22 protein-coding genes are annotated in these 25,431 nt (G+C 59.6%); 11 read left to right on the top strand and 11 right to left on the bottom strand.

Annotation, left to right across the window (positions count from 1 at the left end):
* The first annotated feature begins 2 nt into the window (after positions 1–2).
* The 9 genes from murD (at position 3) to lpxC (ending at position 10,475) form a co-directional block, all read left to right on the top strand.
* Complete coding sequence (gene murD / locus E3W21_RS07720) at positions 3–1,349, top strand: UDP-N-acetylmuramoyl-L-alanine--D-glutamate ligase (protein ID WP_134418965.1); 1,347 nt, start codon at positions 3–5, stop codon at positions 1,347–1,349.
* Complete coding sequence (ftsW, locus tag E3W21_RS07715; protein WP_095130486.1) at positions 1,346–2,563, top strand: putative lipid II flippase FtsW; 1,218 nt, start codon at positions 1,346–1,348, stop codon at positions 2,561–2,563. The genes murD and ftsW overlap by 4 nt, the downstream gene beginning before the upstream one ends.
* Entirely contained in the window at positions 2,553–3,623 is a 1,071-nt protein-coding gene (murG, locus tag E3W21_RS07710) for an undecaprenyldiphospho-muramoylpentapeptide beta-N-acetylglucosaminyltransferase (RefSeq protein WP_134418964.1), read from the top strand. The genes ftsW and murG overlap by 11 nt, the downstream gene beginning before the upstream one ends.
* Complete coding sequence (gene murC / locus E3W21_RS07705) at positions 3,616–5,076, top strand: UDP-N-acetylmuramate--L-alanine ligase (protein ID WP_134418963.1); 1,461 nt, start codon at positions 3,616–3,618, stop codon at positions 5,074–5,076. The genes murG and murC overlap by 8 nt, the downstream gene beginning before the upstream one ends.
* Entirely contained in the window at positions 5,073–6,041 is a 969-nt protein-coding gene (locus E3W21_RS07700; RefSeq protein WP_129441379.1) for a D-alanine--D-alanine ligase, read from the top strand. Before murC ends, E3W21_RS07700 begins: the two co-directional genes overlap by 4 nt.
* A 4-nt stretch (positions 6,042–6,045) precedes the next feature.
* The gene (locus E3W21_RS07695) at positions 6,046–6,915 is read left to right on the top strand and encodes a cell division protein FtsQ/DivIB (RefSeq protein WP_008147517.1); all 870 of its coding nucleotides are present in this window, start codon (positions 6,046–6,048) and stop codon (positions 6,913–6,915) included.
* 14 nt (positions 6,916–6,929) lie between these two features.
* Positions 6,930–8,189 (top strand): cell division protein FtsA, encoded by a 1,260-nt coding sequence (ftsA, locus tag E3W21_RS07690; RefSeq protein WP_033061341.1) that lies wholly within the window; start codon positions 6,930–6,932, stop codon positions 8,187–8,189.
* 68 nt (positions 8,190–8,257) lie between these two features.
* Positions 8,258–9,451, top strand: coding sequence for a cell division protein FtsZ (gene ftsZ / locus E3W21_RS07685; protein ID WP_134418962.1), 1,194 nt, complete (start codon positions 8,258–8,260; stop codon positions 9,449–9,451).
* Positions 9,452–9,563: 112 nt separating this feature from the next.
* On the top strand, positions 9,564–10,475 hold the full coding sequence (gene lpxC / locus E3W21_RS07680; protein WP_095130494.1) for a UDP-3-O-acyl-N-acetylglucosamine deacetylase: 912 nt from the start codon (positions 9,564–9,566) through the stop codon (positions 10,473–10,475).
* Positions 10,476–10,629: 154 nt separating this feature from the next.
* Here lpxC and E3W21_RS07675 read toward each other — a convergent pair whose 3' ends face one another.
* The 7 genes from E3W21_RS07675 to E3W21_RS07645 form a co-directional block, all read right to left on the bottom strand.
* Positions 10,630–12,126, bottom strand: a complete 1,497-nt coding sequence (locus E3W21_RS07675; protein ID WP_134418961.1) for a sensor domain-containing diguanylate cyclase — start codon at positions 12,124–12,126, stop codon at positions 10,630–10,632.
* Positions 12,127–12,273: 147 nt separating this feature from the next.
* The gene (locus tag E3W21_RS07670) at positions 12,274–13,593 is read right to left on the bottom strand and encodes an OprD family porin (RefSeq protein ID WP_134418960.1); all 1,320 of its coding nucleotides are present in this window, start codon (positions 13,591–13,593) and stop codon (positions 12,274–12,276) included.
* Positions 13,594–13,787: 194 nt separating this feature from the next.
* The gene (locus E3W21_RS07665; protein WP_129441387.1) at positions 13,788–14,012 is read right to left on the bottom strand and encodes a hypothetical protein; all 225 of its coding nucleotides are present in this window, start codon (positions 14,010–14,012) and stop codon (positions 13,788–13,790) included.
* Between the two features lie 292 nt (positions 14,013–14,304).
* Positions 14,305–15,669, bottom strand: coding sequence for a heavy metal sensor histidine kinase (locus tag E3W21_RS07660; protein ID WP_134418959.1), 1,365 nt, complete (start codon positions 15,667–15,669; stop codon positions 14,305–14,307).
* Positions 15,659–16,336 (bottom strand): heavy metal response regulator transcription factor, encoded by a 678-nt coding sequence (locus tag E3W21_RS07655; protein ID WP_134418958.1) that lies wholly within the window; start codon positions 16,334–16,336, stop codon positions 15,659–15,661. The genes E3W21_RS07660 and E3W21_RS07655 overlap by 11 nt, the downstream gene beginning before the upstream one ends.
* 9 nt (positions 16,337–16,345) lie before the next feature.
* The gene (locus tag E3W21_RS07650; RefSeq protein WP_134418957.1) at positions 16,346–19,447 is read right to left on the bottom strand and encodes a multidrug efflux RND transporter permease subunit; all 3,102 of its coding nucleotides are present in this window, start codon (positions 19,445–19,447) and stop codon (positions 16,346–16,348) included.
* Entirely contained in the window at positions 19,444–20,604 is a 1,161-nt protein-coding gene (locus E3W21_RS07645; protein ID WP_134418956.1) for an efflux RND transporter periplasmic adaptor subunit, read from the bottom strand. The genes E3W21_RS07650 and E3W21_RS07645 overlap by 4 nt, the downstream gene beginning before the upstream one ends.
* Positions 20,605–20,916: 312 nt before the next feature.
* Between E3W21_RS07645 and E3W21_RS07640 the strand changes: the two genes are divergently transcribed.
* Positions 20,917–21,174, top strand: coding sequence for a hypothetical protein (locus tag E3W21_RS07640; RefSeq protein ID WP_007943495.1), 258 nt, complete (start codon positions 20,917–20,919; stop codon positions 21,172–21,174).
* Positions 21,175–21,316: 142 nt separating this feature from the next.
* Positions 21,317–22,456: a transporter substrate-binding domain-containing protein gene (locus E3W21_RS07635; protein ID WP_134418955.1), complete on the top strand. Its 1,140-nt coding sequence runs from the start codon at positions 21,317–21,319 to the stop codon at positions 22,454–22,456.
* Between the two features lie 60 nt (positions 22,457–22,516).
* Here E3W21_RS07635 and E3W21_RS07630 read toward each other — a convergent pair whose 3' ends face one another.
* The 4 genes from E3W21_RS07630 to E3W21_RS07615 form a co-directional block, all read right to left on the bottom strand.
* Positions 22,517–23,266 carry a YkgJ family cysteine cluster protein gene (locus E3W21_RS07630; RefSeq protein ID WP_134418954.1) on the bottom strand — a complete coding sequence of 250 codons (750 nt, stop codon included), beginning with the start codon at positions 23,264–23,266 and terminating at the stop codon, positions 22,517–22,519.
* A gap of 83 nt (positions 23,267–23,349) precedes the next feature.
* Positions 23,350–23,676 (bottom strand): hypothetical protein, encoded by a 327-nt coding sequence (locus E3W21_RS07625; RefSeq protein ID WP_134418953.1) that lies wholly within the window; start codon positions 23,674–23,676, stop codon positions 23,350–23,352.
* Positions 23,677–23,833: 157 nt separating this feature from the next.
* A complete protein-coding gene (locus tag E3W21_RS07620) occupies positions 23,834–24,292 on the bottom strand; it encodes an N-acetyltransferase (RefSeq protein ID WP_134419038.1) in 459 nt (152 codons plus the stop codon).
* Positions 24,293–24,319: 27 nt separating this feature from the next.
* Positions 24,320–25,222, bottom strand: coding sequence for a chemotaxis protein CheV (locus E3W21_RS07615; RefSeq protein WP_008147551.1), 903 nt, complete (start codon positions 25,220–25,222; stop codon positions 24,320–24,322).
* Between the last annotated feature and the right edge of the window lie 209 nt (positions 25,223–25,431).

Here is a 25,431-nt window from a genome sequence, read left to right as displayed (position 1 = left end):
GAGTGTCTCTGATCGCTTCTGACCACTTCCGCATCGTTGTCGGCCTCGGCAAGAGCGGCATGTCCCTGGTTCGCTTCCTGGCGAACCGGGGCACGTCGTTTGCCGTCGCCGACACGCGGGAAAATCCACCGGAACTGGCCACGCTCAAGCGTGACTATCCGCACGTGGAAGTGCGTTGTGGCGAGCTGGACGTCGAATTCCTGTGCCGCGCCGACGAGCTCTACGTGAGCCCCGGCCTGGCGCTGGCGACCCCGGCCCTGCAGGCTGCCGCCGCCCGTGGCGTGAAATTGTCCGGTGACATCGAGCTGTTCGCGCGTAACGCGAAGGCGCCGATCGTCGCCATCAGCGGTTCCAACGCGAAAAGCACCGTCACCACACTGGTCGGCGGGATGGCTGCGGCGGCCGGCAAGCGTGTCGCCGTTGGCGGCAACCTTGGCACGCCGGCGCTGGACCTGCTCAGCGACGACGTCGAGCTGTACGTGATGGAACTGTCGAGCTTCCAGCTCGAAACCACCGATCAACTCAACGCCGAAGTGGCGACCGTGCTCAACGTCAGCGAAGACCACATGGATCGCTACAGCGGTCTGCCGGCCTATCACCTGGCCAAGCACCGGATCTTCCGGGGTGCCAAGCAGTTTGTGGTCAACCGTCAGGATGCCCTGAGCCGTCCGCTGATTGGCGAAGGCCAGCCGTGCTGGACCTTCGGTTTGAGCAAACCTGATTTCAAGGCATTCGGTATCCGCGAAGAAGACGGCGAGAAGTACCTGGCCTTCGAATTCCAGAACCTGATGCCGGTGCGCGAGTTGAAAATTCGCGGCGCCCACAACCAGTCCAACGCCCTGGCGGCATTGGCGCTGGGCCACGCGGTCGGCCTGCCGTTCGACGCCATGCTGTCGAGCCTGCGTACTTTTGCCGGGCTTGAGCATCGCTGCCAATGGGTCCGTGACCTGAATGGCGTGGGCTACTACAACGACTCCAAAGCCACCAACGTCGGCGCCGCACTGGCTGCCATCGAAGGCCTGGGCGCGGACATCGACGGCAAGGTCGTGCTGATCGCCGGTGGAGATGGCAAGGGCGCCGAGTTCAATGATCTGCGTGCTCCGGTGGCGGTCAACTGCCGCGCCGTGATCCTGATGGGCCGCGACTCCGACAAGATCGGTGAGGCCATTGGCGATGCCGTGCCGCTGATCCGCGCCGCTTCGCTGATCGAAGCAGTCGAGCAGTGCCGCGCCGCTGCGCAACCGGGCGACGTCGTGCTGCTGTCGCCCGCCTGCGCCAGTTTCGACATGTTCAAGAATTACGAAGACCGTGGTCACCAGTTCGTCCGCGCTGTGGAGGATCTGGTATGAGCCTGATGAACATCATCAAACCCTATCCGTCGCCGATCATCACCGGACGCGGCATCGACCTCGACTTCCCGATGCTCGCCGGCTGCCTGGCATTGATCGGCCTCGGGCTGGTCATGATTGCATCGGCATCGACCGAAGTGGCGGCTGTGCAGTCGGGCAGCGCCCTGTATTACATGATTCGCCACCTTATTTACATCGTGCTGGGCCTGGGTGCCTGCATCGTCACCATGATGATTCCGATCGCCACTTGGCAACGCCTGGGCTGGCTGATGCTGATTGGTGCGTTCGGTTTGCTGGTGATGGTGATCATCCCGGGGATCGGCCGTGAGGTGAACGGTTCGATGCGCTGGATCGGCTTCAGTTTCTTCAACGTTCAGCCGTCGGAAATCGCCAAGGTATTTGTCGTTATTTACCTTGCCGGTTACCTGGTGCGTCGCCAGAAAGAAGTGCGTGAAAGCTGGATGGGCTTCTTCAAGCCGTTCATCGTTCTGCTGCCAATGGCGGGTCTGTTGCTGATGGAGCCGGACTTCGGTGCCACCGTCGTGATGATGGGGGCTGCTGCTGCGATGCTGTTCCTCGGCGGGGTCGGGCTGTTCCGTTTTTCCTTGATGGTTGTCCTGGCGGTCGCGGCGGTGGTGTTGTTGATTCAAGTGCAGCCGTATCGAATGGCGCGCCTGACCAACTTTGCGGATCCGTGGGCCGACCAGTTCGGTGCCGGCTATCAGTTGTCTCAAGCGTTGATCGCTTTTGGTCGCGGCGAATGGCTGGGCGTTGGCCTGGGCAACAGCGTGCAGAAACAGTTCTACCTGCCGGAAGCCCACACCGACTTCGTGTTCTCGGTCCTGGCCGAAGAACTGGGTGCCGTGGGTTCTTTGTGCACGGTAGCGCTGTTCGTCTTTGTCTGTATTCGTGGCATGTACATCGGTTATTGGGCCGAGAAGGCCAAGCAGTTTTTCGCCGCCTACATCGCGTACGGCTTGTCGTTCCTGTGGATTGGTCAGTTCCTGATCAATATCGGGGTGAACGTCGGTCTGCTGCCAACCAAAGGTCTGACCCTGCCGTTCCTCAGTTATGGCGGTAGCTCGTTGGTGATCTGCTGTGCCTGTCTCGGCTTGTTGCTGCGCATTGAATGGGAAAGTCGAACCCACTTGGGCAGCGAAGAGATGGAGTTCCATGAGAGCGACTTCGCCGAGGAGCCGACCCATGGGCGCTAACGTATTGATCATGGCGGGCGGCACCGGTGGCCATGTGTTCCCGGCGCTGGCCTGTGCTCGCGAATTCCAGGCCCGTGGTTACACCGTGCATTGGCTCGGGACCCCGCGTGGCATCGAGAACGATCTGGTTCCGGTGGCCAGCATCGAATTGCATCGGATCAATGCCAGCGGTCTGCGTGGCAAGGGCAAGCTGTCCCTGCTCAAGGCTCCGTTCATGTTGCTCAAGTCGATCTGGCAGGCGCGGGCGATCATTCGTCAGCTGCGGCCGGTGTGTGTCGTCGGCTTTGGCGGTTATGTGACCGGTCCTGGTGGCGTTGCAGCCAAACTGGCCGGCGTGCCGGTGATCGTTCATGAACAGAACGCCGTAGCCGGTACCGCCAATCGGTTGCTGGTGCCGTTGGCCGCCCGAGTCTGTGAAGCGTTCCCCGACACCTTTACCCTGTCGGGCAGCCGTCGGACCACCGGTAACCCGGTGCGCACCGAGCTGTTCCTCGAAACACCGCGACAGGCTCTGGCCGGTCGCAAGGCGCGTTTGCTGATCCTGGGTGGAAGCCTGGGCGCAGAACCGTTGAACAAGTTGCTGCCTGAAGCCCTGTCGCAAGTCGCCCCCGACCTGCGTCCGGAAGTGTTTCATCAGGCCGGCAAAAACCACGATGAAGTGACTGCAGAGCGCTATCGCGCGGCTGGCGTCGAGGCGCAAGTGCAGCCTTTCATCAATGACATGGCCCAAGCCTATGGCTGGGCCGACCTGGTGGTGTGCCGCGCAGGCGCGCTGACCATCAGTGAACTGGCTGCCGCCGGTCTGCCCTCGATGCTGGTGCCTTTGCCCCACGCGATCGACGATCACCAGACCCGCAACGCCGATTATTTGGCCCGTGAAGGCGCTGCCTTCCTGATGCCGCAAAGAACGACTGGCGCAGCGGATCTTGCCGCACGCCTGACAGAGGTCCTGATGCAACCACAACGACTCACCGACATGGCCACCGCGGCACGCCGCCTGGCGAAACCCGATGCAACCCGTAACGTGGTCGATACCTGCCTGGAGGTGGCCCATGGTTGAGAATCAGAAAGCCATGCCGCAACCGGAAATGCGCCGCATCCGTAAAATCCACTTCGTCGGTATCGGCGGCGTGGGCATGTGCGGCATCGCGGAAGTGTTGTTGAACCTGGGCTATGAAGTGTCCGGTTCCGACCTGAAAGCCTCGCCGGTGACCGAGCGCCTGGAATCCTTTGGCGCGCACATCTATATCGGCCACCGCGCCGAGAACGCGGCGAACGCTGACGTGCTGGTCACCTCCAGCGCCGTGAACACCTCCAACCCGGAAGTCGCCACTGCCCTGGAACGCCGCATCCCGGTGGTGCCTCGCGCTGAAATGCTGGCTGAGCTGATGCGCTACCGCCACGGCATCGCCGTCGCCGGTACCCATGGCAAAACCACCACCACCAGCCTGATCGCTTCGGTGTTTGCCGCCGGTGGCCTGGACCCGACATTCGTGATCGGTGGCCGTCTGAATGCAGCGGGCACTAACGCCCAGCTTGGCACCAGCCGGTACCTGATCGCTGAAGCTGACGAAAGCGACGCCAGCTTCCTGCACTTGCAGCCGCTGGTGGCCGTGGTCACCAACATCGACGCCGATCACATGGCGACCTACGACGGCGACTTCAACAAACTGAAGAAAACCTTCGTCGAGTTCCTCCACAACCTGCCGTTCTACGGTTTGGCGGTGGTGTGCCTGGACGATCCGGTGGTGCGTGAAATCCTGCCGCTGGTCAAACGCCCGACGGTCACCTACGGCTTCGGCGACGATTGCGACGTGCGCGCGATCAATGTGCGCCAGCAAGGCATGCAGACCTTCTTCACTGTGCTGCGTCCTGATCGCGATCCGCTGGATGTCTCGGTGAACATGCCGGGCAACCACAACGTGCTGAACGCACTGGCAACCATCTGCATCGCCACCGATGAAGGCGTCAGCGATGAAGCCATCGTCCAGGGCCTGTCCGGGTTCCAGGGTGTCGGCCGACGCTTCCAGGTCTACGGCGAACTGCCGGTAGAAGGCGGCAACGTGATGCTGGTCGACGACTACGGTCACCACCCGACCGAAGTCGCAGCGGTCATCAAAGCCGTGCGCGGTGGCTGGCCGGAACGCCGTCTGGTGATGGTCTACCAGCCGCACCGTTACAGCCGGACCCGCGACCTGTACGACGATTTTGTCAATGTGCTGGCCGACGCCAACGTCCTGCTGCTGATGGAAGTCTATCCGGCCGGTGAAGAACCGATCCCGGGCGCCGACAGCCGCAAGCTGTGCAACAGCATTCGTCAGCGCGGTCAGCTCGACCCGATCTACATCGAGCGCGGTGTTGACCTCGCGCCCATCGTCAAGCCGCTGCTGCGTGCTGGCGACATCCTGCTGTGCCAGGGCGCCGGTGACATCGGCGGTCTCGCACCGAAACTGTTGAAAAGTCCGTTGTTCGCTGGCGCCGTTGCTGCGCCGAGCGTGGGGAAGTTGAAATGACTGCTGCTTACGCCAACCTTGTCTCCACTATTGCGCCGAAAGATTTCGGCCGCGTCGCCGTGCTCTTCGGCGGCAAGAGTGCCGAGCGTGAGGTTTCCCTGAAGTCGGGTAACGCAGTTCTCGACGCGTTGCTGAGCGCCGGTGTGGACGCGTTTGGTCTCGACGTGGGCGATGATCTTTTGCAGCGTCTGCTGAACGAAAAAATCGATCGCGCCTTCATCATTCTCCACGGTCGTGGCGGTGAAGACGGCAGCATGCAGGGCCTGCTGGAATGCCTGGGTATTCCGTACACCGGCAGCGGCATTCTTGCTTCCGCGCTGGCCATGGACAAGCTGCGGACCAAACAGGTCTGGCACAGCCTCGGTATTCCGACGCCACGCCATGCCGTACTGAGTTCTGAGGCCGATTGTATTTCGGCGGCGACGGAACTGGGCTTCCCTTTGATCGTCAAACCGGCCCATGAAGGTTCAAGTATCGGGATGGCCAAAGTGACCTCCGCGTCGGAGTTGATCGACGCGTGGAAAGCGGCCAGTACCTACGATTCGCAAGTGTTGGTCGAGCAATGGATTCAAGGTCCGGAGTTCACCATCGCCACCCTGCGTGACCAGGTGTTGCCACCGATTGCCCTGGGCACGACGCACAGTTTCTACGACTACGACGCCAAGTACGTGGCTTCCGATACCCAGTACCGGATTCCGTGTGGCCTGGACAGCAGCAAAGAAAAAGAACTGATGGACCTCACGGCGAAAGCCTGTGAGGCGCTGGGTATCGCCGGTTGGGGCAGGGCTGACGTGATGCAGGACGCCGACGGGCAGTTCTGGTTCCTGGAAGTCAATACCGCACCGGGCATGACCGATCACAGTCTGGTGCCGATGGCGGCTCGTGCTGCCGGTCTGGATTTCCAGCAACTGGTTTTGGCGATTTTGGCCGCTAGCGTTGCCAATAATGTTGAGCCGCGAGGTTAAGACCATGCAAGGCGCACAGCTGAGACATCAGCCCTCCGCACCACCCGGCCGCAAGCCGGTACCGCGGGGTGCCAGCCGAATGGTGGCCAAAGAGCCGATGTCTGCGCGCCTGCCGAAAGCCAATTTTGGTTTTCTGAAAAGCCTGTTCTGGCCCGTGCTGCTGGTCGCACTGGGTTTCGGTACTTACGAAGGCGCGCAGCGTTTGTTGCCGTACGCCGACCGGCCGATTACCAAGATCAACGTGCAGGGCGACTTGAGTTACATCAGCCAGCAAGCGGTGCAGCAGCGGATCGCCCCGTACGTGGCGTCGAGCTTCTTCACCATCGATCTTGCGAGCATGCGTACCGAGCTTGAAACGATGCCGTGGATTGCCCACGCCGAAGTGCGTCGGGTGTGGCCGGATCAAGTGGTGATCCGCCTGGAAGAACAACTGCCGGTGGCCCGTTGGGGCGATGAGTCGCTGTTGAACAACCAGGGTCAGGCGTTCACCCCGCGTGAGTTGGCGAATTACGAACACTTGCCACAGCTGTTCGGCCCACAACGGGCCCAACAGCAAGTTATGCAGCAATACCAGGTGCTGAGCCAGATGCTCAGGCCGTTGGGCTTCTCGATTGCGCGCCTGGAGTTGCGTGACCGAGGCAGCTGGTTCCTGACCACCGGCGCCGGCAGCGCAGGCCCGGGAATCGAACTGCTGCTGGGACGCGGCAACCTGCTGGAAAAGATGCGCCGCTTCATTGCCATCTATGACAAGACGCTTAAAGAACAGATTACGAACATTGCGCGCATCGATCTGCGCTACGCCAACGGCCTCGCTGTTGGCTGGCGGGAACCTGTAGCGCCCACGACAGCCCAACCCGCTGTCGCGAAGAATTAAGAAGAGGCAGGACCATGGCAAACGTGCAAAGCGGCAAAATGATCGTCGGTCTCGATATCGGCACCTCCAAGGTGGTGGCGCTGGTCGGCGAGGTCTCGGACGACGGCACGCTGGAAATCGTCGGGATCGGTACCCATCCGTCCCGTGGCCTGAAGAAAGGCGTGGTGGTGAACATCGAGTCCACCGTGCAGTCGATCCAGCGCGCGATCGAAGAGGCGCAGCTGATGGCTGGTTGCCGCATTCACTCGGCGTTCGTCGGCGTGGCTGGCAATCATATCCGCAGCCTGAACTCTCACGGCATCGTGGCGATTCGTGATCGCGAAGTCAGCTCCGCCGACCTCGAGCGCGTTCTCGACGCCGCCCAGGCTGTAGCGATCCCGGCTGACCAGCGCGTGCTGCACACCCTGCCGCAGGATTACGTGATCGATAACCAGGAAGGTGTTCGCGAGCCGCTGGGCATGTCGGGCGTACGTCTGGAAGCCAAGGTTCACGTGGTCACCTGCGCCGTCAACGCCGCACAGAACATTGAAAAATGTGTGCGTCGCTGCGGCCTGGAAATCGACGACATCATTCTCGAGCAACTGGCTTCGGCCTACTCGGTCCTGACCGACGACGAGAAAGAGCTGGGCGTGTGCCTGGTGGACATCGGTGGCGGCACCACCGACATCGCGATCTTCACCGAAGGCGCGATCCGTCACACCGCGGTGATCCCGATTGCGGGCGATCAGGTGACCAACGACATCGCCATGGCGTTGCGCACCCCGACCCAGTACGCCGAAGAAATCAAGATTCGCTACGCCTGCGCCCTGGCCAAACTGGCCGGTGCCGGTGAAACCATCAAGGTCCCAAGCGTTGGCGACCGTCCACCGCGCGAGCTCTCCCGCCAGGCCCTGGCCGAAGTGGTCGAGCCGCGTTACGACGAGCTGTTCACGCTGATCCAGGCCGAACTGCGTCGCAGTGGCTACGAAGACCTGATCCCGGCCGGCATCGTGCTGACCGGTGGTACGTCGAAGATGGAAGGCGCGGTCGAATTGGCCGAAGAAATCTTCCACATGCCGGTCCGCCTAGGCGTGCCGCATGGCGTCAAGGGCCTGGACGACGTGGTCCGTAACCCGATTTATTCCACTGGCGTTGGCCTGTTGATGTACGGCCTGCAAAAGCAGTCCGACGGGATTTCGTTCTCGGGCATCAGCAGCCGCGACAGCTACAGCAATGAAGAACCGAAAGTCGCCTTGCTCGATCGCTTCAAGAGCTGGGTACAAGGCAATTTCTAAAGATTTACCGCAGCACCGCAGCAAAAAGCAGTAGGCGAAAAAACTAGAGAACGTAAAGGAGAGGGAAAATGTTCGAACTCGTAGACAACATCCCCGCAAGCCCGGTTATTAAAGTTATCGGTGTTGGCGGAGGCGGCGGCAACGCCGTCAACCACATGGTCAAGAGCAACATTGAAGGCGTTGAATTCATCTGCGCCAACACTGATGCCCAAGCGCTGAAAAGCATCGGCGCACGGACCATCCTGCAACTGGGCACCGGCGTGACCAAAGGTCTCGGCGCTGGCGCCAACCCTGAAGTAGGTCGTCAGGCCGCTCTCGAAGATCGTGAGCGCATTGCCGAAGTCCTGCAGGGCACCAATATGGTGTTCATCACCACTGGCATGGGCGGTGGTACCGGTACCGGTGCTGCGCCGATCATTGCGGAAGTGGCCAAGGAAATGGGGATTCTCACCGTTGCGGTGGTGACTCGTCCGTTCCCGTTTGAAGGCCGCAAGCGCATGCAGATCGCCGATGAAGGCATCCGTCTGCTGTCTGAAAGCGTCGACTCGTTGATCACCATTCCCAACGAGAAGCTGCTGACCATCCTTGGCAAGGACGCAAGCCTGCTGTCCGCATTCGCCAAGGCCGACGATGTACTGGCCGGTGCCGTTCGCGGTATCTCCGACATCATCAAGCGTCCGGGCATGATCAACGTCGACTTTGCCGACGTACGGACCGTGATGAGCGAAATGGGCATGGCGATGATGGGCACTGGCTGCGCCAGCGGTCCGAACCGTGCACGTGAGGCCACCGAAGCGGCCATTCGCAACCCATTGCTGGAAGACGTGAACCTGCAAGGTGCACGCGGCATCCTGGTGAACATCACCGCCGGTCCTGACCTGTCCCTGGGTGAGTACTCCGACGTGGGTAGCATCATCGAAGCCTTTGCTTCCGAACACGCAATGGTCAAGGTCGGTACCGTTATCGATCCGGACATGCGCGACGAGCTACACGTGACCGTAGTTGCCACTGGTTTGGGCGCGAAAATCGAGAAGCCTGTGAAGGTTATCGACAACACCATGCACACGTCCGTGGCATCGCAGCCGCAGCAACAAGCCTCTGCTCGTCAGGAAGCGCCTGCGGTAAACTACCGTGACCTGGACCGTCCGACCGTCATGCGCAACCAGGCTCAGGCCGGTGCTGCGACTGCCGCGAAGATGAATCCGCAAGATGATCTGGACTACCTGGACATCCCGGCTTTCCTGCGTCGTCAGGCCGATTAATGGAATGTATCAGGGCTATGAAGGTGATTGGTGTTCAGCAAAGGTCTGGTCTGCTATCATCGCCAGCCTTTGTTGATACCAGTTCGCAATTTGCGCTGAAGCGGCCCAAGCCATGATTAAACAACGCACACTGAAAAATATTATCCGTGCTACAGGTGTAGGCCTGCACTCCGGGGAGAAGGTATACCTGACCCTCAAGCCCGCACCTATCGACACCGGCATTGTGTTTGTTCGTGCCGATCTCGACCCTGTGGTGCAGATTCCTGCCCGCGCGGAAAACGTTGGTGAAACCACGATGTCGACCACATTGGTCAGTGGTGACACCAAAGTGGATACGGTGGAGCACTTGCTCTCGGCCATGGCTGGCCTGGGCATCGATAACGCCTACGTCGAGCTCTCCGCGTCTGAAGTTCCGATCATGGATGGTAGCGCTGGACCTTTCGTATTCCTGATCCAATCGGCCGGCCTGGAAGAACAGGACGCCGCCAAGAAGTTCATCCGGATCCTGCGGGAAGTGACAGTGGAAGACGGCGACAAGCGCGCCACTTTCGTCCCTTTCGAAGGTTTCAAAGTGAGCTTCGAGATCGATTTCGATCACCCGGTTTTCCGTGACCGCACACAAAGTGCAAGCGTGGATTTTTCCAGCACTTCGTTTGTAAAAGAAGTCAGCCGCGCCCGTACCTTTGGTTTCATGAGTGATATCGAGTACCTGCGCAAGCACAACCTCGCACTCGGCGGCAGCGTTGAAAACGCTATTGTGGTCGACGCGGATGGTGTACTGAACGAAGACGGCCTTCGCTATGAAGACGAATTCGTGAAGCACAAGATCCTCGATGCAATTGGTGACCTCTACCTGCTGGGCAATAGCCTGATTGGTGAGTTCAAGGGCTTCAAGTCCGGACATGCATTGAACAACCAGCTGCTGCGCAAGTTGATTGAGCAGACAGATGCTTGGGAAGTCGTGACTTTCGAAGACGCCAGCACTGCACCGATCTCTTACATGCGTCCAGTTGCGGCCGTGTAAGTAAAAAACCTCTCTAGTTTTTTAAAGGCTGCCTTCGGGTGGCCTTTTTTTATGCCTGGATCCAGGATCAAAAGATCGCAGCCTTCGGCAGCTCCTACAGAGAAACGCGTTCCAAAATGAGCTGCCGAAGGCTGCGATTTTTTGATTCTGGCTTCTAATCCGCGCAAACCACCCGATTACGCCCGCTTTCCTTGGCCTGATACAGCGCCTTGTCCGCTGCAAACAATAGCTGTTCCAGACTGATCTCGGCGGAGGTGGTCCAGGTACTGATACCGATACTGACAGTAATCGGCGACTCGGCATCTGCCACCAGCGGCAATTGCTCCACTGTCGCTCGGATGTGTTCGGCAATCTGTTGCGCACCCTGGCTGTCGGTTTCCGCGAGAATCACCGAAAACTCCTCGCCGCCGTAACGGGCGACCAGATCGGCTGGTCGTCTCACATTGTCAGAGATCAACTTGGCCACCGAGCGCAACGCATCATCGCCAGCCTGATGCCCATGACGGTCGTTGAAGGCCTTGAAGTGGTCGGCATCAATCATCAGCAGCGATAACGGCTGGCCGGAACGTTGAGCGCGGAACCACTCATGACGCAGGACCTGATCCAGCGTTCGGCGGTTGGCCAGGCCGGTCAAGGCATCGGTGGCCGCCAGTTGCGCCAGTTCCTGTTCGGCGTTGTGGCGCAGGCGCAGTTCTCGGCTGAGCAGCCAAGTCAGCCAGAGCAAGCTGATGCACAGCGCAATAGTCGCAACGCTAACCACTACCGTCGTACGCTTCCACGAGGCAAACACTTCATCACTGGACAGTGCAACGATGACGATCAACGGCAAGTTGCCCACCTTGGAGAACGTGTACAGGTGTTTGTCCTTGTAGCGGCTTGAAACACCGGTGAAGCTGCCGTTGCCTTCTTTGACGATGCGCTGAAAGTTGGGACGGTTGCTGAAGTCTTTGCCAATCAGCTCTTCAGCCAGGCGGGGTTCCTGAGCCAGAAGAATCCCGTCCGAGCTGATCAGGTTGACCGAGCTGTCACGACCGATGCTCAAGCTGTTGAACAGCTGATCGAAATAACTCAAGCGCATGGCGGCTTCGGCCACGCCAAGAAATTCGCCCTGTGAGCCGCTGACCCGGCGACTGAAGCTGATTCGCCATTCATGTTCAGCCTGTCTGGACCGGAAGGGACGGCTGATGAGCATGCTCGGATCACGATTGGTCACGTGCGACTGAAAGTATTCGCGGTCAGCAAAATTGCCCTTTCTAGGCTCTACCGAGGCCGAGTCAGCGATCACGTCGCCCTTGTTGTCCAGCAACAAAATGTCGCCCTTGTACGGCGCGGCAGTGGCACGGTCAAACAAGGCCAGATGCCGGATAGCCGGGGAGACGTTCTTGAGGTCTTCACGCTGCGAGGCAGCGATCAAGCCGAGCAAGGACAGGTCATAGAGTTCGACATTGCGCAGCACGTCGGCGTCGATCAGTTGCACGATGTTGGTTGCTGCGCGAGTGGCAGACTGTTCAGCATTGGCGCGTTCGCGTATGAGCAGGAACGCCACGATGCTCAATATCGCAATCACCAGCAGCAAACTGCCGAGAACCAGAAGCCGCTCCGATCGCGTCGACCGGATCGGCTGGTGAGATGTTGCACTGCTCACACTCATGGTTCTGACTTCTGCTAATGAGGCGTTATGAAAGTGTTTTGCAAGACTCGGGCAGAATCCCAGAAACCGTTTGCGTTCGGAGCGCCTGTATAAATCCCGGATAAAAAAAAGGCCAGCAAAACGTGCTGGCCTTTTACTTATTGAAGCTTAGAAGACATTGAGCGGGTAGTCGACGATCACCCGGTATTCATCGGTGTCCTGATCCAGCGCGCCGTAGCCGTTGCCTCCACGGTTGGTCGCCCATTGCAGGCGCAGCGCCAGGTTTTTGGCCTTGCCGCCCTGAACCACGTACTTGAGATCAATGTCGCGTTCCCAGTGCTTGGCGTTTTTGCCATCAGCGCTGTACCACGAAGCATAACCGGGGCTGGCCGGATCGACCTTGGTCAGGTCCAGTTCACCTCGGGAGTAAGAGACCTCCGAGGTCACGCCGGGCAGGCCGAGCCCGACAAAGTCGTAGGCGTACTTGAGTTTCCATGAGCGTTCGTTCGGGCCGTTGAAGTCCGAATATTGCTGGGAGTTGTCGAGGTAGACGCTGTCACCCTGGCTGATGTAGTCGAACGGCGTGTTGCCATTGACCCGCTGATAGGCGGCGGTAACGCTGTGATTGCCCACACCAACGGTGAAATGCAGGCTGTAGGTGTTGTTGTCGATGTTGCCCAGCAGCGCATTGCCGGTGTCTTGCGTGTGATAGGCGTGCAGACCCGGGTTGAGGCTGACCAGATCATTCAGCGCGTAGGTGTAGTCCAGATCGTAGTAATACTGGTTCCAGATGTCCTTGAGTTCGGAAGCATAGAGGCTGCTGGTCAACCCCGGCAGGCCGCTCCAGGCCACGCCGGCCCAATTCAGGTGCTTACTTTCGTCACCGTCGGCCAAGCTGCCGTAGGACGTGCCGATTCGGGTGTGTCCGCTCTGGTTGTAAGGCTTGGTGAAACTTGCCTGGCCACCTTCAATCATCCAGCCGTCAAAACTGTGGTTGGTCAGGCTGACGCCGCGAAAGGTCTGGGGCAGCATGCGGGTTTCGCCGTCGGCGATCACCGGGTTGGTGATAAACAAATCACCGGCCTTCAGTTCGGTATCGAAGGCACGCATTTTCAGCGTGCCGCCCGCCGTCGAGAACGAACTTGGCGCTTTGCCGTTGCCATCGCTGATCGGCAGGATACTCGACCCGTCGGTACCGCCACCGCCGTCGAGCTTGAGCCCGAGCATGGCGTGGGCATCAACACCGAAACCGACGGTGCCTTGGGTGTAGCCCGATTCGAAGAGGCCTAGGAAACCCTGGCCCCATTCAATATTGTCGTCCGTCTGCTGCAGGCGATTGCGGTTCATGTAGTAGTTGCGGGCGTTGAGGTTGAGGCTCGATCCTTCAACGAAACCTTCGGCGTTTGAGTCGTCTGCGGCGTGAGCAGCAGGCGTCACCGTTGCAGTGATTGCAATGAATAACGGGCTGAATCTAAGAGGGAAACGCACTAGCGGTAAAGCTCCTTGGGTCAACTAAGAGCCTCAATGTTTGAGACTCAGGATGTTTCTTGTTAGGGAAGACGAACTGAAGCTGTTTAAAACCACAACGAAAAAAAGCCGCTGATAGCAGCGGCTTTGAAGACAACTTTTCAAAGGGAAGAGCCGGTGAAAAGTGTCGAGGGAAACAAAGTGATACTGGGCAATCAGCTGTCTTTCTCAACCGTTGGCTGGGCCTGAGTGGTCGACGCTTGAGGGGTTTGCGCAGCTTCCTGAGCCTTGGCTGTCATTTCGCTCTGATACTGTTCGAATGCAGCAGCGCGTGCGGAATTTTGCGCGACGAACGTCTGCGACTCTTCAGCGATGGCGAACGGAGACAGAAACAAAGAGGACAAAACGAAAGCGCTGGCAATACCCATAGTGTTGGACATCTTTAAACCTTCTTGCTTGGCAAGTGCTGTTTGGTGCGGCAAAGATAAGGGGGATTGGAGAAGGGAAAAAGAGCGGATTCATGAAAGGACTGTTGCGCTGAAAGCAATAGTTGGCAGACCGGCGCCCGAACCTGTAGCAGCTGGCGAAGCCTGCGTCCGGCTGCGAAGCAGTCGCGAGATCAAGCGCTGCAGTCTGTCAGATAGACCGCGCGTGTAGGGTTTACGACTGCTAGGCAGCCGGACGCAGGCTTCGCTGCTACAGGACCGGGGGCAGTCCGGGTGTCGTATGGGGTCAGACAGGGAGGTGAATCCCAAACGTATTCATCCCATGATCACTGCGCACAAACACATCCCCGCCGTGCATCAGTGCAATCGCCTTGACGATCGCCAACCCCAACCCATGGTTGTTGCCACTGTTGCTGCGCGATGCATCCACCCGATAAAAACGCTCAAACAACCGCGACAAATGCTCGCTGGCAATCGGTGACCCAGGGTTCGCAACCCCGATGCTCACTTGATGCTCCTCAACCTCGATGCGCACCTCAATCACCTGCCCAGGTTCGGTGTGTTGCACCGCGTTGCTCAGCAGATTAATCAATGCCCGGCGCAGATGAGCAATCTCGATCCGCACCTGCGCGTCTCCACTGACCTGCACCCGAACCTGCGCGTCCTCAAGGATGAAATCCAGATACTCCAGGGTCGTCGCCACTTCATCGGCCAGCGACGTAGAGGTCAGTTTGGTGGCCTTGCTGCCTTGATCCGCGCTGGCGAGAAACAGCATGTCATTGATGATCGAGCGCAGTCGCTCAAGCTCTTCAAGGTTCGATTGCAGCACTTCAAAATAGTGTTCGGCGGATCGCCCGCGAGTCAGCGCAACCTGGGTCTGGCCGATCAGATTAGTCAGCGGCGAGCGCAGTTCATGGGCGACGTCCGCGTTGAACGACTCAAGGCGCGAGTAAGCCTGTTCGACCCGCTCCAGTGTCGAGTTAAACGAATTGACGAACTGATTCAGTTCCGGCGGCAGAGGCGACAATTGCAGGCGACCGGACAACAGCGGCGGGGCCAGCCGCTGGGCTTCCTGGGACAACTTGATCAGCGGTTTGAGGCCGATCCGCGCCACCCAATAACCGAGGGCCGACGCCAGCAACACGCCGATGATCGCCAGGCTGATCAGGGCAATCAGCAGATGATGTTGAGTCTGCAGAAACGTCTCGGTGTCGATGCCGATCATGAAGCGCAACGGTGGGCGTTGATCCTTGGCCGGGAACTGGCTGACCAGCACTTTCAGCGGATAAGGCTGATCCGGCAGATTCAAGTCGCGCATGCCCAGCGGGCCTTCGGCAAAGGCGCGGATCTGCGGTGTCAGGTTGCCGTATTCGTAGTGCGGATCACCGCTGATGATCCAGAAGCTGATGCGCTTGTCTTCTTCGCCGAGCAGCTTGAGCTTGTTGTTGATCTTCACCCAATGCTCGGGCGTGCCGTAACGGCCGACTGTGGATTCGAGCACGCTGTAGCGCGCGTCCAGCTCAGCCTCGGGCAACAAACCCAGGCCTTTATCGACCTGTTGATAAAGTGCCCAGCCAATTAACAGAAACACCAGCAGCGCCACCAGCGTGAACATCTCGCTGAGGCGCAGAGCAATCGAGTTACTGGACACTACGGCTCTCCAGCACATAACCCATGCCACGAATCGTGTGCAGCAGTTTCTCGTCGAACGGCCCGTCGAGCTTGGCCCGCAGGCGTTTGATCGCGACTTCGACAACGTTGGCGTCGCTGTCGAAATTGATGTCCCAGACCATCTCGGCGATGGCGGTTTTCGACAGGATTTCACCCTGACAGCGGGCCAGTACGCTCAGCAGCGAGAACTCCTTGGCGGTCAGGTCCAGGCGAGTGCCGGCGCGGGTGGCTTTGCGGCTGATCAAATCTATCCACAGGTCGGCGATGCTCACCTGCACCGGTTCATGGCCACCGCTGCGGCGGGTCAGCGCTTGTAGGCGCGCCACCAGTTCGAGGAAGGAAAATGGTTTGCCGAGGTAATCGTCGGCACCGTCGCGCAGGCCTTTGATCCGGTCTTCCACTCGCTCACGGGCGGTGAGCATGATCACCGGGGTTTGCTTGCGTGCACGCAACGCGCGCAGTACGCCGAAGCCGTCGAGGCCCGGCAGCATAACGTCGAGGACGATCACCGCGTAGTCGCTTTCCAGCGCCAGGTGCAGGCCTTCGACGCCGTCTCGCGCCAAGTCCACGGTGTAACCCTGTTCCGTCAGGCCGCGGTGCAGATAATCCGCGGTTTTTTCTTCGTCTTCGATAATCAGAACGCGCATGACCCCGCCTCAGTCTGTGGTTGCCAGCGCCGGCATCGGTGCGGGTTTGGGCTTATGGAAAAGCCGCTCAAGCCACAAGTATATGACCGGAGTGGTGAACAGCGTCAGCGCCTGGCTCACCAGCAAGCCACCGACCACCGCGATCCCCAAGGGCTGGCGCAGTTCGGCGCCGGTGCCGTAGCCGAGCATCAATGGCAGCGCGCCGAGCAGGGCGGCGAGGGTGGTCATGATGATCGGCCGGAACCGCGTAATACAGGCCTGGTAGATCGCCTCTTCCGGCGGCAGCCCGCCCTTGCGTTGCGCTTCGAGGGCGAAGTCGATCATCAGGATGCCGTTCTTCTTCACGATCCCGATCAGCAGCACCAGCCCGATCAGCGCCATGATCGAAAAGTCCTGCCCGCAAATCCACAGCATGATCACCGCGCCGAGCCCCGCCGACGGCAGCGTCGAGATGATGGTCAACGGATGCACGAAGCTCTCGTAAAGCACGCCGAGAATGATGTACACCGCCACCAGCGCCGCCAGGATCAACCACGGTTGGCTGGCCAGCGAACTCTGGAACGCCTGGGCCGCGCCCTGGAAGTTACCGCTCATGGCCGCCGGCATGCCGATTTCGGCCTTGGCCTGGTTGAGCATGATCACCGCATCGCCTAGCGCCACACCAGGCGCGAGGTTGAACGACAGGTTGGCGGCCGGGAACATGCCGTCATGGGCGATGGACAGCGGACCCACGGTCGGCGCATCGAATTTCGCCAGCGCTGACAGCGGCACCATTTCCCCGCTCAGGGGCGAGCGCAGGTAGAAATAGTTGAGGCTTTCGGCCTTGCCGCGCTGCTTGGTATCCAGTTCCAGAATCACGTTGTACTGGTTGATCTGAGTCTGGAATTCATTGATCTGCCGCTGGCCGAAGGCGTCGTACAGCGCTTCATCGACATCGCTGGCGGTCAGGCCAAAACGTGCCGCGGCGCTGCGGTCGATGCTGATGTGGGTGATGCTGCCGCCCAGTTGCAGGTCGTTGGAAATGTCACGGAACGCCGGGTTACTGCGCAGTTTTTCCGTGAGGCGCTGGGTCCAGGTGCTGAGAACTGCACCGTCGTTGCTCTTGAGCACGTATTGGTATTGTGCGCGGCTCGGGCCGGAGCTGAGGTTGATGTCTTGGCCGGCGCGCAGGTACAGCACGATGCCCGGGACTTTCATCAGTTGCGGACGAATCCGGTCAATGAACTGGCTGGCGGAGACGTCGCGGTCGCCGCGTTTTTTCAGGGATATCCAGAAGCGACCGTTGGCGATGGTCTGGTTACTGCCAGAGACGCCGACCGAGTGGGAAAACGCCGCGACCGCCGGATCCGCCGCGACGATTTCGGCCATCGCCAGGTGTTTTTTCACCATGTCGCCGTAGGAAATATCAGCGGCGGCCTCGGTGGTGCCGAGGACAAAACCGGTGTCCTGCACCGGGAAGAAACCCTTGGGGATAAAGATGTAGCCGGCAATCGCCAGGCCCAGAGACAGGCAGAACACCCCGATCATCAGCTTCTGGTGGGCAAGGGCGCGGCGCAGAAGTTTTTCATAGCCTGTCAGCAAGCGTTCGCCAAACGTAGGTTTGCTGTGGGCGTGATGCACCGGGGCGCGCATGAACAGCGCGGCAAGCGTTGGCGCCAACGTCAGTGAGACCACCACCGAAATCATGATGGTCGAAGTGGCGGTCAGGGCGAACTCCTTGAACAGCCGTCCGACCACGCCGCCCATGAACAGCAACGGAATAAACGCCGCCACCAGCGAAAAGCTGATGGAGACCACGGTGAAACCGATCTCGCCGGCACCTTTGATCGCCGCCTCGCGCATGCCGTCACCAGCTTCAAGGTGACGGTGAATGTTCTCCACCACCACAATCGCATCGTCGACCACAAACCCCACGGCCACCACGATCGCCACCAGCGTCAGGTTGTTCAGGCTGAAACCCATGATGTACATCAGGGCGAAACTGGCGACCAGCGAAACACCCAGCACGGCGGACACGATCAGGGTCGCCGACCATTGGCGCAGGAACAGCGCCATCACCGCCACCACCAGCATGATCGCGATCAGCAGGGTGACTTCCACCTCGTGCAGCGAGGCGCGGATGGTCTGGGTGCGGTCGACCAGCACCTTGACCTGCACCGAGGCTGGCAGCATGGCTTCGAGGCCGGGCAGGGCGGCCTGGATGCGATCCACGGTTTCGACGATGTTGGCGCCCGGTTGCCGGGAAATCACCAGGTTCACCCCAGGCTTGTCACCGGCCCAGGCTTGCACGTAGGCATCTTCCGAACCGTTGACGACTTTGGCCACATCCTTGAGGTGAACCGGGGCACCGTCCTTGTAGGAAACGATGAGTTGGCTGTATTCCTCAGGATGGAACAACTGGTCGTTGGTCGACAGCGTCGAGATGCTCGACTCGCCGTACAAAGCACCTTTGGCCAGGTTGAGGCTGGTTTGCTGGATCGCCAGACGAATGTCCGCCAGTGTCAGGCCGATGGCCGCGAGTTTGTCCGCCGAGGCTTGAACGCGGATCGCCGGACGTTGCTGACCGGTGATGTTGATTTGGCCCACACCGTCGATCTGACTGATCTGACGGGAGAGCAAGGTTTCCACCAAGTCGCTGAGTTCGGTGCCGGGCATTTGGGTCGAGTTGACGCTGAGGATCAGCACCGGGCTGTCGGCCGGGTTGACCTTCCTCCAGGTCGGCAGGGTCGGCATGTCTTTGGGCAGTTTGCCGGCGGCGGTGTTGATCGCGGCCTGAACTTCCTGAGCGGCGGTGTCGATGCTTTTGTCGAGGGTGAATTGCAGGGTCAGGTTGGTCGAGCCCAGTGCGCTGCTAGAGGTCATTTGGGTCACGCCCGGGATGGCGCTGAATTGCACTTCAAGCGGCGTGGCCACCGACGACGCCATGGTCTCCGGGCTGGCACCGGGCAATTGCGCGGCGACCTGGATGGTGGGGAATTCGGCTTCCGGCAATGGCGCGATGGGCAGGCGCGGGAAAGCGATGACACCGAGCAGCACCAACGCAAAGGTCAGAAGAATCGTCGCAACCGGATGGTCGATGCACCAGGCAGAGACCGAGCCATGGCCCTTCATGGTTTCGGCTCCGATTGAACCACTTGCGGCGGGTCAGTCACTACGTGCACCGTCGAACCGGGCTTGAGCCGCGACTGGCCGTCGCTGACCAGCACGTCGCCCGGTTTGACACCTTTGATGATGTCCTGACCGCTGCCTTGATAGACCATTTGTACGGTGACGGTTTCGACCTTGTCGCCGTTGACCCGGTACACGAAATGTTGATCGAGACCGCGTTGTACGACAGTGGGTGGCACCACCAGCGCATCTTTATCCAGAGCCGTCTGAATCTTTACCGTCACCAGCAGGCCCGGCCAGAGTTTCTGCCCGGGGTTGTTGAATTCAGCTTTGGCGCGAATGGTCCCGGTGTTGGCGTTGATCTGGTTGTCGATCAGGGTCAGGTGGCCTTCGCCCAGTAGATTGCCGGTTTCGCCGTCAGTGTCGGCGCCGATGTAGGCCTTCACCTGAGCATGTTCCGGATCGTTGATCAGACCCTGCAGGGTCGGCAGCATTTGCTGTGGCAGGGAGAACTCCACGGCGATCGGGTCGATCTGGGTCACCGTGAACAGGCCTTGAGCGTCGGTCATGCGCAGGAAGTTGCCTTCGTCTACCGTGCGAATACCGACGCGACCGGTGACCGGAGATCGAATCTGTGTGTAGGAAAGCTGCACCTGAGCGGCGTCGATCGAGGCCTGGTTACCTTGGGCGGTGGCTTTGAGTTGGTTGACCAGGGCTTGTTGCTGGTCGTAGGTCTGCTTGGAAACGCCGTCATCGACGCTCAACAGTTTGTAGCGCTTGAGGTTGACCAAGGCCACTTGCAGCTGCGCCTGGCTTTCACCGAGTTGCGCCCGGGTCTGATCGAGGCTGGCGCGGATCGAGCGGTCGTCGATGGTGGCGAGCAGGGCGCCTTTGTTCACCAGTTGGCCTTCTTTAACCAGGATTTTGGTGAGGATGCCATCGATTTGCGGACGCACTACCACGCTGTGCAGCGACAGCACCGAGCCGATGCCGCTGACGTAGCGGGGGACGTCTTTTTCGGTGACGCTGACGACCCGTACGGGAATGGCGGTCGGAGCGGCCAGTTTTGCCGTGGCGGGTTTGGTGAGGTACCACGTGCCCAGCGCTGCCAAGGCAATCAGCAGACCTGCGATCAAGGCGGTTTTTTTCTGAATTCGCATGCGAGTGAGGCGCCGGGCTAAGTGGTCGGGGTTTTGTCAGGTTTATACCGTCCTTTATAAACCTGTTCGCCCGTCAGGAAGGTGACTGCTAACTGACGGCGCTGTCAGGTTGGACCTCTGCGGATCGACGCCTATCCCCCCGTAGTTGCCGGAGGCTGCGATCTTTTGATCTTGGCGCCAGGTAGCCGACCAAGACACAAAACCCGACGGACTCGCTTGCGGCGTGAAGCTTGCGGCTCCCGACACAGGTATACTGCCGCCTTTCGCGGCTCGCTGACCGGGCCCGACTCTATGGCATCACCCGGAGCTTTCATGACTTCCCCGACACAACCGCCGGTTGCCGACGCTTTGAGCGACGACCAGGCAGACCTGCCAGACAGCGTCGACTCCAGCGCAGACAGCGAAACCAAGGCCGCGATCCCGGCGTTCAAGTTCCCGTTCAAACCGGGTGACCTGGCCGCTGCCAAGAACGCCAGCCAGCCTTGGTACAAGAATGGTGCCAAGAATGGCCATACCAAGACGCCGGGGGCGGCGCCTCCCGGCACTCGTCGCTCCATGGGTAAACGCTGACTGTCAGGTATTTTGTTGAGCGGTAATTGTCCTTCCTGTCATTGAGACATTTCCCACAAGGATGAGCGATTCGTCCTCTGGGAAGGTCGGCGGCCACTCGTCAAAGATTCATACCCCTGAATTTTTGATGAAGGCCGCCAAAATGTCTCTTGTAAAAACCCTCTCTCTCCTTTCGCTAGTGGCCCTAACCACCGGCTGCATGTCGTTTGTGCCCGATCCGCAGATCCGTTTCGGTGTCGAAGCCCTGGTTCCACCGTTCGAGAGTCGTAACGACAAGGGTGAGCTGGTCGGATTGAATATCGAGTTGGGCAATGCACTGTGTGCCGAACTCAAATCCCGCTGTGTCTGGGTTGATCAGGATTACGCGACCAACATTCACGCCCTCGAATCCAACCTTTTCGACGTGATCATGCCGATGACGGCAACATCGGCGCGTCGAGAGCGGGTCGATTTCACCGATAATCTTTACCCCCTGAGCAGCCGTCTGGTGGCGCGCAAAGGGGCGAATCTTCAACCGGATGTGCAATCGCTCAAGGGTAAGCGTGTCGGCGTCCTGACAGGCACCAGCCGCGAAGCGTTCGCCAAGTCCCGTTGGGCCCCGGCCGGAGTGACGGTGCGCAGTTTCGATTTCAACAACCAATTGGTCGCCAGCCTGCTGGCGGGTGAGCTCGACGCGACCCTGCAAGACTCGATTGAAATCACCCAGGCGCTTTTAAGTCAGCCTCAGGGGCAAGGTTTCGATTTTGTCGGTCCGGCGCTCAAGGACCCCATGCTGGGCAGTGGCGTGGCCATGGCTGTGCGAAAAACCGACACCCTGCTGCGCGATAACCTGAATGCGGCGCTTGAGCGTCTTAAGCAAAATGGCCAGTACCAGGCGATTACCCAGCGTTATTTGCCACCCGCAGCACCAGACTCACCACGCTACTTTCCGAATGAGGAAGGTCTGCCATTCTCCGATGCGGTGCAGGTCGGCGAGACCCTTTACTTTTCCGGGGTGATCGGCCTCGGGGCTGATGGTGAACTGGTGAAGGGCGGCATAGGCCCGCAGACGACGCAGGCCATGGAGAACTTGCGTACCGCGCTGCAACGCAACGGTTCGTCCCTGGCTCAAGTGGCCAAATGCACGGTCATCCTTGCCGACATAAGGGATTTTTCCGCCATGAGTGCTGTGTATCGCAGTTTCTTTCCGGCGGATCGTTTGCCCGCACGTACGACGTTTGCCGGCAAGTTGGTCGAGAACGCGCGGGTAGAAGTGGAATGTCTGGCGGTGACGGCCAGCTAATTTTTTTGACGACGGGCCACTGCGCAACGGGATTGCGCAGTGGTTCCGAAGTCTTGCGTCTTAGGCTGCCCGCAACGAAATGAACGCGTAATTCTCGGGAGCATCAGTCGCCACGTGCGCCCCGGCCGCCTGCACTTGCCCGGCAATGTCCTCGCCCGACACATGAAACAACCAGTCAGCGCCTGACTCAGCCAATGGCTGCGCCGCAACCTGGTCGATGACCCTCGCAAACGCCGTCATGTCCGGCAGATAAGCGGTAAAGCCATCGCCCTTCAGTGCTGTAGTCCGAATCCCCAACAGCGCGCAAATCGCATCCTTGGTCCGAATGTCATCGCGATCCGCCTGGCGGGAGCGCTGGATTAATCCGACCAGTTCCTGATCCACCAATTCACCCCCCACAATCAGATCCGGTCCCTTTTCCCACGACTCGGACGGACATTCCTTTACGGCAGTGTTCAGGGGAATGTGTGGATTGATTTCCATCGGGTAGATGCGGCACACCAGCGGCCGGCGTTCGTAGATGCGGCAGAGGTTGTCTTCGTCAAGATTCCGGCAAGGACCGACGTTGTAGGCAGCAAAGGTGATGGCTATGTACGCGTCGGAGGCGCCGCTTCGAACACTCACCGAGCGGCGTTCGGCGTGTTCGCGTTGCTGCACTGGCAGGCCCAGGCCATTGCCCAGGAAACCTTCCACCAGCACGATCACCTGACCGCCATCGGCCGCCCACATCCGGGCTTCGGGCAGGGTCAGGGGCACGTGGTGGTCGTTGCAGCATTTGCCACAGCCTACGCAGGAAAACGTCGTATTCATTGAACGGCCAGTCGCATAAAAGGACATGAAACGGCGACAGAATGCCGCCGCAAAGGCCGCTATCAAAGCAAGTTATGCGCCAGTCACTGTGCCTTGGTGGTTGGGCGGATGGAGTCCCATTCGGTGACGTAAGCGGTTTTGCTTTTCTTGTTGTAGATACACAGTTCGGTGCCTTGCTGGCCTTTCATGTGTTTTTGCGGGTATTGGCCTTGCAGCAGAAGTGCGGTGTAGCCAACCCGGTCATCAAACTGCGCGGCGTTGCCCACGGGTTTGGCATTCTTCAAGCCGCTGGCGTTGGTGCAACTGGCGAGCACGGCTTTGTCGTAAGCGGCCCAGGCGTCGGGGCTGGATGCGTGGGCTTGGGTGGCGAGGGCGGTGAGGCAGAGGAGGGTCAGGGTGACAGCTTTCATGGGACAGGCATCCTTGGGCTCGTGTTGGCCGAGGTTGGAGTATGCCTCAAGACGTTTGGTTTGGCCGATATCGCCAAAAGATCGCAGCCTTCGGCAGCTCCTACGGTTGGAATGCGTTCTCCTATAGGAGCTGCCGAAGGCTGCGATCTTGGCGATGTCAGGCCGGAACCGGTTCCCGGCGGATCACACGCATTCCGGCGTTTTCATACAAACGCTGCGCCCGAAGGTTGTCTTCCAATACCTTCAAATCCACAAAACCTTCGCGCCGTTGCTGAAATATGTTGAAAGCATGTAGCAGCAACGCGCGTCCTAATCCTTGCCCCTGAGCCCGTGGATGCACCACCAGGTTCTTGATATAGGCGCTGGTCCAGCACTGGCACACGCCGACGATACCTTCGGCATCCAGAGCGATAAAGCACAGGCTCGGATCATATTCAGGATCGGTTTCAAAACGCTGTTGCCAGACATCCAGTGCCGGCACGCGACCGCCACCTTGCTGATAACCCAGTTCCATCAAATGATGAACGGCTTCTGCCCGTTCGGGGCGGTATTCGCTGAGGACAATTCCCTGAGGCCAAGTGATCGCAGGCACAACTTCAGCGAGGTTGCGCCGCATCAGAAAGCAGAACTTCTCGGCCAAGACTCAATGACCTTGTTCAGCGACAGCCTTGGCTGCTTCGATCAGGCACTTGGTCAGTTCCGGAGAGGAGAACTTGGTCAATACCGCGTTCGCGCCGGCAAGACGGGCCTTTTCGCTGTTCATCGCACTGTCCAAAGAGGTGTGCAGCAGAACATAAAGGTGCGAAAAGTCCGGGGTTTCGCGCAGGGTTCGAGTAAATGCGTAGCCGTCCATCTCCGACATTTCGATGTCCGAGACGATCAGGTTGATCTGCTGGGCCGTGCCTTGCAGGTCCAGCAGGCAGTCGATGGCTTCCTTGGCACTGCGGGCGGTGTGGCATTGCAGGCCGAGGTTGCGCAGCGTGTGCACTGATTGCTGCAACGCCACCTGGCTGTCATCGACCACCAGAATCCGCGCGTTGCCGAGTACTTCGGCGTCTTCCATGCTCAGTTCGGTCGGGGCCGTTTCGATTTGTGCCGGGGCGATGCCATGAATCACTTTTTCGATGTCCAGCACCTGTACCAACGTGCCGTCGACCGAGGTCACGCCGGTGATGTACGAACGCACGCCGCCAGAGCCAAAGGGCGGCGGACGGATGTCGGTGGTCAGGCAGTGGACGATCTTGCTCACGGCTTGAACGTGCAAACCCTGCTTGGAGCGGCTGACATCGGTGACGATCAGGCAGCCACCGTTCGGGTCTTCCAGCGGCCGTTCACCGATGGCACGGCTGAGGTCGATCACCGACAGCGAGGCACCGCGCAGGGTGGCGATGCCTTTGACGTGGGGATGTGACTCCGGCAGCTTGGTCAGCGGCGGGCAGGGAATGATTTCACTGACTTTCAGCAGGTTGATCGCCATCAGCTTGCCGCTGCGCAAGGTAAACAGCAGAAGCGAAAGTGAATCTGCGCGGGCTTTGTTTGAAGACATAAAAACCTTCTGTGGAAAAAGGTGATGGGCGACCGCGAGGATCGCCAACAGCTATCGATGCCGGGTTATCGACTTGTTGCGGGCAGGCTTTAGGGTTATTCCCCGGTATTGCCGACCAACGCGATCCTGTGTAGCAGCTGCCGAAGGCTGCGTCCGGCTGCGAAGCAGTCGTAAATCCCGATCCCTCGGTGCACCAGATATAGCGCGGT

Origin of the sequence: Pseudomonas sp. F01002, from assembly GCF_004402115.1 — a bacterium.
In the GTDB taxonomy this organism is placed as follows: domain Bacteria; phylum Pseudomonadota; class Gammaproteobacteria; order Pseudomonadales; family Pseudomonadaceae; genus Aquipseudomonas; species Aquipseudomonas frigoris.
The sequence above is the reverse complement of the archived record's forward strand: the minus strand, read 5'-3'. Positions and strand labels throughout refer to the sequence as shown.

Coding starts and splice junctions, on each gene's coding strand:
- murC (WP_134418963.1), top strand. CDS start 3,616: ATGGTTGAGAATCAGAAAGCCATGCCGCAACCGGAAATGCGCCGCATC.
- ftsW (WP_095130486.1), top strand. CDS start 1,346: ATGAGCCTGATGAACATCATCAAACCCTATCCGTCGCCGATCATCACC.
- E3W21_RS07655 (WP_134418958.1), bottom strand. CDS start 16,336: ATGCGCGTTCTGATTATCGAAGACGAAGAAAAAACCGCGGATTATCTG.
- E3W21_RS07620 (WP_134419038.1), bottom strand. CDS start 24,292: ATGCGGCGCAACCTCGCTGAAGTTGTGCCTGCGATCACTTGGCCTCAG.
- E3W21_RS07625 (WP_134418953.1), bottom strand. CDS start 23,676: ATGAAAGCTGTCACCCTGACCCTCCTCTGCCTCACCGCCCTCGCCACC.
- E3W21_RS07700 (WP_129441379.1), top strand. CDS start 5,073: ATGACTGCTGCTTACGCCAACCTTGTCTCCACTATTGCGCCGAAAGAT.
- E3W21_RS07630 (WP_134418954.1), bottom strand. CDS start 23,266: ATGAATACGACGTTTTCCTGCGTAGGCTGTGGCAAATGCTGCAACGAC.
- E3W21_RS07640 (WP_007943495.1), top strand. CDS start 20,917: ATGACTTCCCCGACACAACCGCCGGTTGCCGACGCTTTGAGCGACGAC.
- E3W21_RS07675 (WP_134418961.1), bottom strand. CDS start 12,126: ATGAGTGTGAGCAGTGCAACATCTCACCAGCCGATCCGGTCGACGCGA.
- murG (WP_134418964.1), top strand. CDS start 2,553: ATGGGCGCTAACGTATTGATCATGGCGGGCGGCACCGGTGGCCATGTG.
- E3W21_RS07650 (WP_134418957.1), bottom strand. CDS start 19,447: ATGAAGGGCCATGGCTCGGTCTCTGCCTGGTGCATCGACCATCCGGTT.
- E3W21_RS07695 (WP_008147517.1), top strand. CDS start 6,046: ATGCAAGGCGCACAGCTGAGACATCAGCCCTCCGCACCACCCGGCCGC.
- E3W21_RS07615 (WP_008147551.1), bottom strand. CDS start 25,222: ATGTCTTCAAACAAAGCCCGCGCAGATTCACTTTCGCTTCTGCTGTTT.
- E3W21_RS07645 (WP_134418956.1), bottom strand. CDS start 20,604: ATGCGAATTCAGAAAAAAACCGCCTTGATCGCAGGTCTGCTGATTGCC.
- ftsZ (WP_134418962.1), top strand. CDS start 8,258: ATGTTCGAACTCGTAGACAACATCCCCGCAAGCCCGGTTATTAAAGTT.
- lpxC (WP_095130494.1), top strand. CDS start 9,564: ATGATTAAACAACGCACACTGAAAAATATTATCCGTGCTACAGGTGTA.
- E3W21_RS07665 (WP_129441387.1), bottom strand. CDS start 14,012: ATGTCCAACACTATGGGTATTGCCAGCGCTTTCGTTTTGTCCTCTTTG.
- E3W21_RS07635 (WP_134418955.1), top strand. CDS start 21,317: ATGTCTCTTGTAAAAACCCTCTCTCTCCTTTCGCTAGTGGCCCTAACC.
- ftsA (WP_033061341.1), top strand. CDS start 6,930: ATGGCAAACGTGCAAAGCGGCAAAATGATCGTCGGTCTCGATATCGGC.